The following is an 11,316-nucleotide window of genomic DNA, read 5'->3' as shown; positions in this document are numbered from 1 at the left end:
TAGAGCATCTGATTTGTAATCAGAGGGTCGCGTGTTCAAGTCATGTAGCCGGCATTTTTTTATATAAAGAAACAGATGCGAACGTAGTTCAGTGGTAGAACACCACCTTGCCAAGGTGGGGGTCGCGGGTTCGAATCCCGTCGTTCGCTTGAGGAGGCCGGGGTGGCGGAACTGGCAGACGCACAGGACTTAAAATCCTGCGATTGGTAACGATCGTACCGGTTCGATTCCGGTCCTCGGCATAGACTTTAGGTTGGAGAAGAAGCACCCTTAGCTCAACTGGATAGAGTACCTGACTACGAATCAGGCGGTTAGAGGTTCGACTCCTCTAGGGTGCATGGTCGCAAGACTATGTAAGAATTGAATAATAACGAGCACCCTTAGCTCAACTGGATAGAGTACCTGACTACGAATCAGGCGGTTAGAGGTTCGACTCCTCTAGGGTGCATAAAGCGTAAGCTTTAGTTCGGGAAGTAGCTCAGCTTGGTAGAGTACTTGGTTTGGGACCAAGGTGTCGCAGGTTCGAATCCTGTCTTCCCGATAATGTAGAAAGGTCCTATGACCTTTTTTGTTTTGTAAAAAAAAGGCCGTGTGGCCTTTTTTTATAGGAGCTGGTATTCATCAATCAGCATAATAGTTTCTCTTCCCTTGTTATCAACAATTCGGACTTGTCTCGGATAATAGGGGTCGAAGGGAATTAGAAAATCAACTGCGATTTCTAAAGGGAAGTCTTTTTGACTGAACTGTAAAGTTGTTTTTCCTTTTCGATTAATGAGTTCAAATTTTAAAACGGGGTTTAAGGGATAGACATGTTTGAGGTAGTTGTCAATGACATACCAGAAACTATCTATAATATCATCTGGTAAACTGGTCATCACTCCAAAACTAGCGTAGCGGCCTCTTGTATTTGTAAATGCCATAGTGTCTCCCTTCCTCTTTTTATTAAGTACATAGTACTTGTTTTGCTTGGATATTGCAAGTGTTACGTTCGAAAAAAAGAGCTTTCGCTCTTTTCAACTTTATTTATTTCGCAGTTCAACATAACGGTTGTACCAAATTTTAATGTATTCTTCAGAGAAAGGACCTAATTGATTGTTGATCCAGTCTACAAGGATTTTGACATTTTCTTTTAGGATAAAGTCAATGTCGTCTGAATAGTTCATTTTGCGTTTGTGCTGTTCGTATTCTTCTACGTCCAGCAGTTTCTTATCACCACCAGGAAACACCTTGACATCAAGATCATAATCAATATACTTTAGTGCCTCTTGATCCATATAAAATGGACTGGCTAGATTACAATAGTAGGATACTTCATTATCCCGGATCATGGCGATGATATTGAACCAGTACTTCTTATGAAAGTAGACGATTGCTGGCTCTCTTGTAATCCATCTTCTACCATCGCTCTCTGTAACGAGAGTATGATCATTGACGCCGATAAGTGCGTTTTCCGTAGTTTTTAGTACCATGGTGTCCCGCCAGGTTCGGTGGAGACTTCCATCATGTTTATAACTTTGAATTGTAATAAAGTCGCCTTCTTTAGGTAGTTTCATAACTTACCAACTTTCTACAATCTAAGTACATCCTCTATATTGTATCATATTTTCATGAAAATAAGGGATTTTCATGTGATTTTTTATTTAAAGGAATTCGCGAAGTGCTGTAGAAATGTCTGAGTAGTCGTATCCCTTGCGCGTAAGGGCTTGAGTGAGGCGTTGTTTAAGCTCGTAGCCCTCGTATTTTCGGGAGTATTTCTGGTGCTGTTTTTCTAGTTCCTTCATAATCAGGTCAAGAGTTTGTTCCTCGTCTGGTTCGATATCTAATTGGTGATAGGTTTGCTTGGCAACTTCATAACTAAAGCCTTTATTGATAAGAGTTTGTGTGATTTTATCTTTTAAGGCTCTTGGTGGAAGTTTCTTAACGTATTGCTTGGCTAGTTTCTGAGCAGTTCGTTGAGCCACTTCGGAGAAATCAAATTCTGAGGTGATTTGGTCGATATAGTGGGAAGAGACACCTTTTTGAATGAGCTTTTGCTTGAGGAGATAGGGGCCCTTGTCTCCTGAGAGGTGATTGGATTGAAAGATAGCCCGAGTATAGGCCAAGTCATCGATCCATTTGTCTTCTTTTAGGGTGTTAATGACGGTTTCGATGGTAGATTCGTCGATTTCGTGCTTGATTAAGTAGTCTCTAACTTCGCGAGCTGTTCGTGCCTTAAAGGAAAGGTGATAGAGGGCCAAGTTTTTAGCATGGGAGATCTGGGCATAGCTTTGGATTTCCTTGAGTTCTTCCTGGCTTATTTCCTTGTCTCGCGAGAGCATGAAGCGGACGATGGTGTCTTCAGTAATGTAGAGGGATTCGGCTTGATCCAGCTCTAGAAGGTAGAGACGCTTTTTCTTTTCTAATTTGGTAATTTTCATAGGTTCCCTATTTCGTTTGAGTTTTATTATGGTAAATGATCAGTCTTTCTCTTTATATTATTCGTAGTCCTTTTGAGAAATGGTCCCTGATTCCTTGTTTTTCTTTTCAATTCTATCATATTCTAAACGAATGAGAAACTACATGGTATAATAGACATATGGATTTAAAAGTTAAACAAAGAATTCCTTTGAAAATCAAGCGAATGGGAATTAATGGTGAAGGGATTGGCTTTTACAAGAAGACCTTGGTCTTTGTGCCTGGGGCTTTAAAGGGTGAAGATGTCTTTTGCCAAATTACGGCGATTCGGAAGAATTTTACAGAAGCCAAGCTCTTGTCCGTCAACAAGGCTTCCAAGTATCGGGTAACGCCAACCTGTGATATTTACGAGACCTGTGGGGGCTGCCAGATCATGCATCTGAAGTATAGTAAGCAGTTGGAGTTCAAAACGGACTTGTTGCAGCAGGCCTTGAAAAAATATGCTCCTACCGGCTATGAAAATTATCTGATTCATCCGACGCTTGGGATGGAAAAACCGCAGTATTATCGGGCCAAACTTCAATTTCAGACGCGTAAATTTAAGGGGAAGGTCAAGGCTGGTTTATACGCTCAAAATTCTCATTATTTGGTGGAATTAAGGGACTGTCTGATCCAGGATCCGGTCATTCAGGAAATCGCTAATCACGTAGCGGAGCTATTGACCTACTACCAGATTCCGATTTCAGATGATCGAAAGCAATTAGGAGTTCGAACCATCATGGTGCGTCGAGCTCGTAAGACTGGACAGGTCCAAATGATCGTGGTGACGAGTCGGCAACTCAATTTAACAGACTTGGTTGCGGATTTGGTAGAAAAATACCCTGAAATTGTGACGGTGGCAGTCAATCTGAATACCTCCAAATCCAGTGAGATCTATGGGGAGAAGACACAGATTATTTGGGGACAGGAGACCATTCGAGAAGGGGTCTTGGATTATGAATTTTCCTTGTCTCCGCGGGCCTTTTACCAGTTAAATCCTGAACAAACCGAAGTCCTCTATAGTGAGGCTGTGAAGGCCTTAGATGTATCACCAGAGGATCATTTGATTGATGCCTACTGCGGGGTTGGGACCATTGGTTTCGCCTTTGCGGACAAGGTCAAGAGTGTACGGGGGATGGATATTATCCCTGAAGCGATTGAGGATGCCAAATACAATGCGAAGCAGATGGGATTTGATAACACCCACTATGAAGCTGGGACGGCTGAGGAAATCATCCCTCGTTGGTACAAAGAAGGCTATCGAGCAGATGCAGTCATTGTGGACCCACCACGGACAGGACTTGGGGTTCAATTGATTGATACCTTGTTGCGCTATGCTCCTCAAAAGATGGTCTATGTTTCTTGTAATGTTTCCACCCTGGCGCGGGATCTCGTGGACTTGACCAAGGTCTATGATGTCGTCTACATCCAGTCTGTGGATATGTTTCCCCATACAGCTCGGACAGAGGCTGTGGTGAAGTTAGTCAAGAAAGCTTAATAGAACAGGAATCAACAATGGATATTTGGGAAATCATGTATGAAAAGGCCAAAGCCCTCTATCGTCCCCATGAAGTATCTGATTTTGTCTATGCGCAACACGTGGTTGCGGCTATTGAGGCAGAGGATGGGCAAATCTATACAGGCTTTTGTATGGAAGGGACCTGTGGAGTCTTCCATTTGTGTGCAGAACGAGCGGCTCTCTTTAATATGTACCAAGCATCTGGTCAAACCAAGGTGAAACGAATTTTAGCCTTCCGAGATCGACCACCTTATGGCGGCGGCTCTGGAATGCCTTGTGGGGCTTGTCGAGAGTTCTTAATGGAACTTGATCCAGCCAATAGCCAGTTGGAGTTTATGGTCGATTATGAGAGTCGAAAGACTATTACTCTGGGAGAGTTGATGCCTTTTTGGTGGGGAGAAGAACGGGCCAATCAGAGGGCTGAGGAGCTTCCCCAGGAGGAGTCTTAGTTTCCCAGGAGCTAAGATGAGAGAAGAAATGTGAGAGTGAGAGATGGACAATAAAATTGATGTATCGATTCCAGTGGCTCAAGTCATTGACCAACATCCAGAAGTATTGGATTTGTTGGTGGAATTGGGCTTTAAACCCTTAGCCAATCCGATCATGCGCAATACAGTTGGGCGCAAGGTTTCTTTGAAACAAGGATCAAAATTAGAGGGAACTCCCATGGAAAAGATTGTGCGAACATTAGAGGCCAATGGCTATGAAGTAGTGGGGCTAGACTAATGAGCGATGAACGAATTCATGTCTTGAGAGACATCTTATTAGACCTTCATCATGGAGCCTCTCCTGAGTCGGTCCAAGAGCGCTTTGATGCGACCTTTAGCGGGGTGTCTGCGATTGAGATTTCCCTCATGGAGCATGAGCTAATGAACTCTGATGCAGGCATTACCTTTGAGGATGTCATGGAGCTTTGTGATGTCCATGCCAATCTCTTTAAGAACGCTGTACAAGGGGTTGAAGTAGCAGATACTGACCATCCAGGCCATCCGGTTCAGATCTTTAAACAGGAGAACCTGGCCCTTCGGGCGGCTATGATGCGGGTCCGTCGTTTGCTGGATAATTATGAGACGACAGAGGATCCTGAGATGATCCAGGAGATTCACAAAGGCTTGTTGCGTCAGTTGGGCTTGGTGGGTCAATTTGATCGCCATTACCGCCGGAAGGAAGAGTTGATGTTTCCTATTATGGAACGCTATGGACATGATTCCCCTCCCAAAGTCATGTGGGGAGTAGATGACCAGATTCGAGAACTCTTTGCAAAAGCCCTAGATGCGGCTAAAGGGCTGCCTGATTCTCCTATCTCAGAAGTCAAGGAACGCTTTGAAGCCTTTGCGCAAGAGTTTGAGGCTATGATCTTCAAGGAAGAGTCCATCCTCTTGATGATTTTATTAGAGGCCTTTAGCCAAGACGATTGGCTCTCTATCGCGGAAGAAAGTGATGCTTATGGTTATGCCATCATCATTCCGAGTGAGAAATGGGTGCCGAAACGTGTGGACTTTAAGGAAGAAGGAGCAATTGAGACCGAAGGTTCAGGTGAAGTCCTTCCTTCTTCAAATGGAAGCGAGCAGCGACAGGTCATTGAGACTCCTGAGGGACAACTGACCATTACCTTCACGCCTAAGAAAAAAGAAGAGAGCTTCGACCGCCAGCAACCACAAGCTTTTGGCCATGGCTTCCTCTCTGTGGAGCAGGCTAACTTGATCTTGAACCATCTACCGATGGAGATCACCTTTGTTAATAAGGATGATATTTTCCAATATTACAATGATGCAGCGCCTTTTGAGGAGATGATTTTCAAACGGACACCGTCGCAGGTAGGACGCAATGTCGAATTGTGTCACCCTCCGAAATACTTGGAGAAGGTCAAAGCAATCATGCAGGGACTTCGAGATGGGAAAAAAGACAAGTACGAAATGTGGTTCAAATCAGAATCACGTGGGAAATTTGTCCATGTTACCTATGCAGCAGTGCGCGATGAAGCGGGAGAATTTCAAGGTGTCTTGGAATATGTCCAGGATATCCAACCCTATCGGGAGATCGATAGTGAATTTTATAGAGGATTGGAGTAAGAATGAGCTACGAAAAAGAATTTATGAAAGAATTTGAGGCTTGGATCAAGACCCAGGTCATGATCAATGAAATGGCCCTGACAGAAAGCAAGAAGGTCTATGAAGAGGATCAGGACGAGCGGGCCAAGGAAGCTATGATCCGCTATGAGAGTCGCTTGGATGCTTATCAATTCCTTCAAGGGAAGTTTGCCAACTACCACGCAGGGAAAGGTTTCCATGATCTTCCAGATGGCTTGTTTGGAGAGAGAACCTATTAAAGGCTCTCTGTAAAGGCTTTTGACTAGCTGGATTTGGTTTAAAATAGTGCAATGACTTGATTTTTCGAGGGATTGTGTTACAATAAAAAAGTTGAACAGACATCAACGAATTATTGAAAGTAATATTGGTGATGAAACCTTGTTGCCTTAGGGATTGATCACTGGATACGTAGGAGGGAAAATGGCAAAGAAGAACGTTAACCGTGCGAAACAATACAAACATCAAAATAGACATCTTTTGAAAAAAGCTGTCGCAACTGTAGGAGCAGCTGTTAAAGAGGCACCTAAAAATGTTGAGAAAGCAGTAAAAGCTGTGGCGAAAGAAGTGACACAAGTAGCTTCTTCAGTGGAAGAATTCGCTGCAAGCTTGGAAGGTGTAGCCCTTGATCGTGCGCAAACATTCTATGATGAAGGTATTCGCTCTGTTGCGGACTTCGCAAACTGGACAGAAAAAGAGTTGTTGGCCCTTAAAGGAATCGGCCCAGCAACCATCAAAAAATTGCAAGAGCTTGGAGTCAAGTTCAAATAATTGCTTTTGTGATTTCTTGCTATTTCCAGGAAAACTTGATAAAATGAAGCTGTTAGAGGTGTTTTGAATCCCACATTTTACAGAAAGTGGCGGTGCTGAGAAGTCCACAAATGTGTCAAAACTGGTTGCTAATGGAAGAAAATGAAATAAACAAAGATGCGGGCGTTGCCCGAAATTGGGTGGTACCGCGGATAAACATATTCGTCCCTGTCAGATTGATGGCAGGGGCGATTTTTTTGTAGAAAGTGAGGGAGGAAGATGACAAGAGCAGAGTTACCTGAACGAATCGAGACGAAGCGACTTGTCTTGCGCGTCCGTACCGTGGCGGATGCTGAGGATATCTTTGACTATGCCAGTTGTCCAGAAGTCTCTTACCCAGCAGGCTTTCCACCCGTCAAGACCTTGGAAGATGAGATTTATTACCTAGAACATATCCTTCCCGAGCGTAATCAAAAGGATAATCTCCCAGCAGGCTACGGAATTATCGTTAAAGGAACCGATACAATCATTGGTTCTGTCGATTTCCCCCATCGCTACGAAGACGATGTACTGGAGATTGGCTATATCTTGCACCCAGACTATTGGGGGCGAGGATATGTGCCAGAAGCGGCACGAGCCTTGATTGACCTAGGCTTTCAAGAATTGGGGCTTCACAAGATAGAATTGTCTTGCTTTGGCTCCAATGTCCAAAGTCAACGAGTCGCCGAGAAGCTTGGCTTTACTCTTGAAGCTCGCATAAGGGATCGCAAAGATGCCCAAGGGAACCGCTGTGACAGTCTGATATATGGCTTGCTGAGGAGCGAGTGGGTGGAAAAATAACTAAGTAGAGATACCAAAAAAATTGTAAAGTATAAATAATTTATAAAGTATTGAGGTACAAAATGGAAAATGAAAGTTTGGATTTAATTATTAAGGAAGTAGAAAATCAACAGGAGAAAGAATTAGTTCGTTTTGAAACTAACTTATCTGAAGGAATAAATAAGTACAAAGAAATATTACCTGCTGATCTAATAACACCCCAATTACAAGAAAAAATAGATAACGAAGTGAAATTACAATTAGTTGAATTTCAAAAAAGTATTGATTTGAAACCAAAAGCATTATACCATGCTTTAAAAGTCGAGACTGAACTTAATCCCGATATTGAAAAAGATGATTTGAAACAAAGTGCTTATGATTTTTTGGAAAAAANAACAAAAAACAAATATCTGAAAAAGATTATTCGTGAGCTAAAAAAAGGAGTATAAAATGGCAAATGTTGGGGATTTAGCTGTTAAAGGAGGAAAAGCCGTTATTAAGTTTATTTTAGACTTGATAACAGACTTTCTGAAAAGTGAAGAATTTAAAAAACAAATGAAATTGATGATCGAGACTTTAGTAACTAAGGTAGTTGATAAAGTTATAGAAGAAAAGATTAGAAATAACTAGAAAGGACACACACATGTCTAAAGAACTTTCACCTAAATACAATCCAGCCGAGGTTGAGGCTGGTCGTTACCAAAAATGGCTTGACGCTGATGTTTTCAAGCCTTCAGGAGATCAAAAGGCGAAGCCTTATTCGATCGTGATTCCACCACCAAACGTTACAGGTAAACTTCACCTTGGTCACGCTTGGGATACAACTTTGCAAGATATCATCATCCGTCAAAAACGCATGCAAGGTTTTGATACACTTTGGCTTCCTGGTATGGACCACGCGGGTATCGCGACTCAGGCTAAGGTTGAGGAGCGTTTGCGTGGTGAGGGCATTAGCCGTTACGACCTGGGTCGTGAAAAATTCCTCGAGAAAGTCTGGGAATGGAAAGACGAGTATGCCACTACCATCAAGGAACAATGGGGCAAGATGGGTCTCTCTGTAGACTACTCTCGTGAGCGTTTCACTCTTGACGAAGGTTTGTCAAAAGCTGTTCGCAAGGTCTTTGTGGACCTTTACAAGAAAGGCTGGATCTACCGCGGTGAGTTTATCATCAACTGGGACCCAGCAGCTCGCACAGCCCTTTCTGATATCGAGGTGATCCACAAGGACGTCGAAGGTGCCTTCTACCACATGAACTACATGCTGGAAGACGGTTCACGCGCCCTTGAAGTGGCGACCACTCGTCCTGAGACTATGTTTGGGGACGTTGCGGTTGCGGTCAATCCAGAAGATCCACGCTACAAGGACTTGATCGGTAAAAACGTCATCCTTCCAATCGCTAATAAACTCATCCCAATCGTTGGGGATGAGCACGCAGACCCTGAATTTGGTACTGGTGTCGTGAAAATCACACCTGCTCACGATCCAAACGACTTCTTGGTTGGTCAACGCCATAACTTGCCACAAGTTAATGTCATGAACGACGACGGAACTATGAACGACTTGGCCTTCGAATTTGCAGGCATGGACCGTTTTGAAGCTCGTAAGGCAGTCGTTGCTAAGTTGGAAGAAATCGGTGCTCTGGTCAAAATCGAAAAACGTGTCCACAGCGTTGGTCACTCAGAGCGTACAGGTGTTGTGGTTGAACCACGCTTGTCTACACAATGGTTCGTTAAGATGGACCAATTGGCGAAAAATGCTATTGCCAACCAAGACACAGAGGACAAGGTAGAATTTTACCCACCTCGTTTCAACGATACCTTCCTCCAATGGATGGAAAATGTCCACGACTGGGTAATCTCTCGTCAGCTCTGGTGGGGGCACCAAATCCCTGCTTGGTACAATGCTGAGGGTGAAATATATGTCGGCGAAGAAGCTCCAGAAGGTGACGGTTGGACTCAGGACGAAGACGTCTTGGATACGTGGTTCAGTTCGGCTCTTTGGCCATTCTCTACCATGGGCTGGCCGGATGTCGACTCAGAAGACTTTAAACGTTATTATCCAACATCAACTTTGGTGACTGGTTATGATATTATTCCGTTCTGGGTGTCTCGGATGATTTTCCAAGGTTTGGAATTTACTGGCAAGTCGCCATTCAAAAATGCCTTGATTCATGGTCTCATTCGTGATGAGCAAGGACGCAAGATGTCGAAATCTCTCGGTAACGGGATTGATCCAATGGATGTTATTGATAAGTACGGAACAGATAGCCTTCGTTGGTTCCTTTCAAACGGTTCTGCACCAGGCCAAGACGTGCGCTTCTCTTACGAGAAAATGGATGCTTCATGGAACTTCATTAACAAGATCTGGAACATCTCTCGCTACATCCTCATGAACAATGAAGGTTTGACCCTTGAGCAAGCTACTGCCAATGTGGAAAAAGTTGTCAACAAGGAAGCTGGCAATGTCACAGACCGCTGGATTCTCCACAACCTCAATGAAACCATCGGAAAAGTTACTGAAAACTTTGATAAATTTGAGTTTGGTGTGGCTGGGCACATCCTCTACAACTTCATCTGGGACGAGTTTGCGGACTGGTATGTTGAGTTGACCAAGGAAGTCCTTTATAGCGATAACGAAGAAGAGAAAGTCATCACACGTTCTGTTCTCCTTTATACTTTGGACAAGATCCTTCGTCTCCTTCACCCAATCATGCCATTCGTGACAGAGGAAATCTTTGGGCAAATCTCAGAAGGCTCTATCGTTACAGCAGAATACCCAACTGTTACCCCAGCCTTTGAAGACCTTGCTGCCCACACTGGTGTGGAAAGCCTCAAAGACTTGATCCGTGCTGTTCGTAATGCGCGTGCCGAAGTAAACGTAGCACCAAGCAAGCCAATCACCATCCTTGTGAAGACCAGCGATAGCGACTTGGAAACCTTCTTTAACAGCAATGTCAACTACATCAAACGCTTCACAAATCCAGAGCACTTGGAAATCGCATCAACCATCCCTGCACCTGAACTTGCTATGTCAAGCGTCATCACAGGAGCAGAAATCTACCTGCCACTGGCAGACCTCCTCAATGTCGAAGAAGAACTGGCTCGTCTCGACAAGGAACTAGCTAAATGGCAAAAAGAACTGGATATGGTTGGTAAGAAGCTCTCTAACGAACGCTTCGTAGCCAACGCCAAACCAGAAGTCGTCCAAAAAGAACGCGACAAACAAGCCGACTACCAAGCCAAATACGACGCGACCGTTGCGCGTATTGATGAGATGAAGAAGTTGGTGAAATAAATTAACATTAAGCAGATTCTGATTAATAGGCTAATATCAGGATCTGCTTTTTTTGTATTATTTTGATATAATTAAAGTGCTATATATTAAAATAGTGAAATAAACGAGGTATTAAAAATGAGATTTTATGCAGATGTCTTAGCCATTCATAAATTTAGAAAATTTGAGAATTTGGAGGCAGAAAAAGCTATCCAATTAGGTAAAAAAATAACCGTTTTTGCAGGGCAAAATGGTGTTGGTAAATCTAATGTCTTATCACTAATTGCTTCGACATTCGGTATAACACATAGAAGATATACCGGAGGAAATTTCCATCCGGAATTTTCCGATTTTTTTACAATTCCTGAGGAGGAAGAATATGACGACTATACATCTTATTTAAAAGTAATCAATACAGATAATGACTCATTGAT

The 11,316-nt window shown here is 43.3% G+C and carries 13 protein-coding genes and 5 tRNA genes; 15 read left to right on the top strand and 3 right to left on the bottom strand.

The window, feature by feature from the left end; genetic code table 11:
- Nucleotides 1-77 precede the first annotated feature (77 nt).
- From D8785_RS09650 to D8785_RS09630, 5 genes are all read left to right on the top strand, one after another.
- Nucleotides 78-149, top strand: a tRNA-Gly gene (locus D8785_RS09650).
- 7 nt (nt 150-156) lie between these two features.
- A tRNA-Leu gene (locus tag D8785_RS09645) sits at nt 157-242 on the top strand.
- Nucleotides 243-264: 22 nt separating this feature from the next.
- Nucleotides 265-338, top strand: a tRNA-Arg gene (locus D8785_RS09640).
- Between the two features lie 36 nt (nt 339-374).
- A tRNA-Arg gene (locus D8785_RS09635) sits at nt 375-448 on the top strand.
- Between the two features lie 19 nt (nt 449-467).
- Nucleotides 468-541: transfer RNA gene (locus D8785_RS09630), tRNA-Pro, on the top strand.
- A 61-nt stretch (nt 542-602) separates the two neighbouring features.
- Here D8785_RS09630 and D8785_RS09625 read toward each other — a convergent pair.
- The 3 genes from D8785_RS09625 to recX form a co-directional block, all read right to left on the bottom strand.
- The gene (locus D8785_RS09625; RefSeq protein WP_125375255.1) at nt 603-920 is read right to left on the bottom strand and encodes a DUF960 domain-containing protein; all 318 of its coding nucleotides are present in this window, start codon (nt 918-920) and stop codon (nt 603-605) included.
- Between the two features lie 99 nt (nt 921-1,019).
- Nucleotides 1,020-1,553: a nucleoside tri-diphosphate phosphatase gene (ntdP, locus tag D8785_RS09620; protein ID WP_048715843.1), complete on the bottom strand. Its 534-nt coding sequence runs from the start codon at nt 1,551-1,553 to the stop codon at nt 1,020-1,022.
- Between the two features lie 87 nt (nt 1,554-1,640).
- A complete protein-coding gene (recX, locus tag D8785_RS09615; protein WP_125375254.1) occupies nt 1,641-2,417 on the bottom strand; it encodes a recombination regulator RecX in 777 nt (258 codons plus the stop codon).
- A gap of 158 nt (nt 2,418-2,575) precedes the next feature.
- Between recX and rlmD the strand changes: the two genes are divergently transcribed.
- The 10 genes from rlmD to D8785_RS09560 all read left to right on the top strand — a co-directional run.
- Nucleotides 2,576-3,931 (top strand): 23S rRNA (uracil(1939)-C(5))-methyltransferase RlmD, encoded by a 1,356-nt coding sequence (gene rlmD / locus D8785_RS09610; RefSeq protein WP_125375253.1) that lies wholly within the window; start codon nt 2,576-2,578, stop codon nt 3,929-3,931.
- 17 nt (nt 3,932-3,948) lie between these two features.
- On the top strand, nt 3,949-4,401 hold the full coding sequence (locus D8785_RS09605; protein WP_023022383.1) for a cytidine deaminase family protein: 453 nt from the start codon (nt 3,949-3,951) through the stop codon (nt 4,399-4,401).
- Between the two features lie 43 nt (nt 4,402-4,444).
- Nucleotides 4,445-4,678, top strand: coding sequence for a DUF1858 domain-containing protein (locus tag D8785_RS09600; RefSeq protein ID WP_006596822.1), 234 nt, complete (start codon nt 4,445-4,447; stop codon nt 4,676-4,678).
- On the top strand, nt 4,678-6,024 hold the full coding sequence (locus D8785_RS09595) for a DUF438 domain-containing protein (RefSeq protein WP_125375252.1): 1,347 nt from the start codon (nt 4,678-4,680) through the stop codon (nt 6,022-6,024). The genes D8785_RS09600 and D8785_RS09595 overlap by 1 nt, the downstream gene beginning before the upstream one ends.
- A gap of 2 nt (nt 6,025-6,026) precedes the next feature.
- Complete coding sequence (locus D8785_RS09590; protein WP_123159991.1) at nt 6,027-6,281, top strand: DUF1912 family protein; 255 nt, start codon at nt 6,027-6,029, stop codon at nt 6,279-6,281.
- Between the two features lie 181 nt (nt 6,282-6,462).
- A complete protein-coding gene (locus D8785_RS09585; RefSeq protein ID WP_125375251.1) occupies nt 6,463-6,810 on the top strand; it encodes a helix-hairpin-helix domain-containing protein in 348 nt (115 codons plus the stop codon).
- Nucleotides 6,811-7,068: 258 nt separating this feature from the next.
- On the top strand, nt 7,069-7,629 hold the full coding sequence (locus tag D8785_RS09580; RefSeq protein WP_125375250.1) for a GNAT family N-acetyltransferase: 561 nt from the start codon (nt 7,069-7,071) through the stop codon (nt 7,627-7,629).
- Between the two features lie 429 nt (nt 7,630-8,058).
- Nucleotides 8,059-8,238: a hypothetical protein gene (locus tag D8785_RS09570; RefSeq protein WP_125375248.1), complete on the top strand. Its 180-nt coding sequence runs from the start codon at nt 8,059-8,061 to the stop codon at nt 8,236-8,238.
- A 13-nt stretch (nt 8,239-8,251) separates the two neighbouring features.
- Entirely contained in the window at nt 8,252-10,903 is a 2,652-nt protein-coding gene (locus D8785_RS09565; RefSeq protein ID WP_125375247.1) for a valine--tRNA ligase, read from the top strand.
- 117 nt (nt 10,904-11,020) lie between these two features.
- Nucleotides 11,021-11,316, top strand: a 296-nt coding sequence (locus D8785_RS09560) for an AAA family ATPase (protein WP_142999351.1), incomplete at its 3' end; no start/stop codon positions are given.

Origin of the sequence: Streptococcus australis, from assembly GCF_003943615.1 — a bacterium.
GTDB classification, from domain to species: Bacteria; Bacillota; Bacilli; order Lactobacillales; family Streptococcaceae; genus Streptococcus; species Streptococcus australis_C.
The sequence above is the reverse complement of the archived record's forward strand: the minus strand, read 5'-3'. Positions and strand labels throughout refer to the sequence as shown.

Coding starts and splice junctions, on each gene's coding strand:
- D8785_RS09625 (WP_125375255.1), bottom strand. CDS start 920: ATGGCATTTACAAATACAAGAGGCCGCTACGCTAGTTTTGGAGTGATG.
- ntdP (WP_048715843.1), bottom strand. CDS start 1,553: ATGAAACTACCTAAAGAAGGCGACTTTATTACAATTCAAAGTTATAAA.
- recX (WP_125375254.1), bottom strand. CDS start 2,417: ATGAAAATTACCAAATTAGAAAAGAAAAAGCGTCTCTACCTTCTAGAG.
- rlmD (WP_125375253.1), top strand. CDS start 2,576: ATGGATTTAAAAGTTAAACAAAGAATTCCTTTGAAAATCAAGCGAATG.
- D8785_RS09605 (WP_023022383.1), top strand. CDS start 3,949: ATGGATATTTGGGAAATCATGTATGAAAAGGCCAAAGCCCTCTATCGT.
- D8785_RS09600 (WP_006596822.1), top strand. CDS start 4,445: ATGGACAATAAAATTGATGTATCGATTCCAGTGGCTCAAGTCATTGAC.
- D8785_RS09595 (WP_125375252.1), top strand. CDS start 4,678: ATGAGCGATGAACGAATTCATGTCTTGAGAGACATCTTATTAGACCTT.
- D8785_RS09590 (WP_123159991.1), top strand. CDS start 6,027: ATGAGCTACGAAAAAGAATTTATGAAAGAATTTGAGGCTTGGATCAAG.
- D8785_RS09585 (WP_125375251.1), top strand. CDS start 6,463: ATGGCAAAGAAGAACGTTAACCGTGCGAAACAATACAAACATCAAAAT.
- D8785_RS09580 (WP_125375250.1), top strand. CDS start 7,069: ATGACAAGAGCAGAGTTACCTGAACGAATCGAGACGAAGCGACTTGTC.
- D8785_RS09570 (WP_125375248.1), top strand. CDS start 8,059: ATGGCAAATGTTGGGGATTTAGCTGTTAAAGGAGGAAAAGCCGTTATT.
- D8785_RS09565 (WP_125375247.1), top strand. CDS start 8,252: ATGTCTAAAGAACTTTCACCTAAATACAATCCAGCCGAGGTTGAGGCT.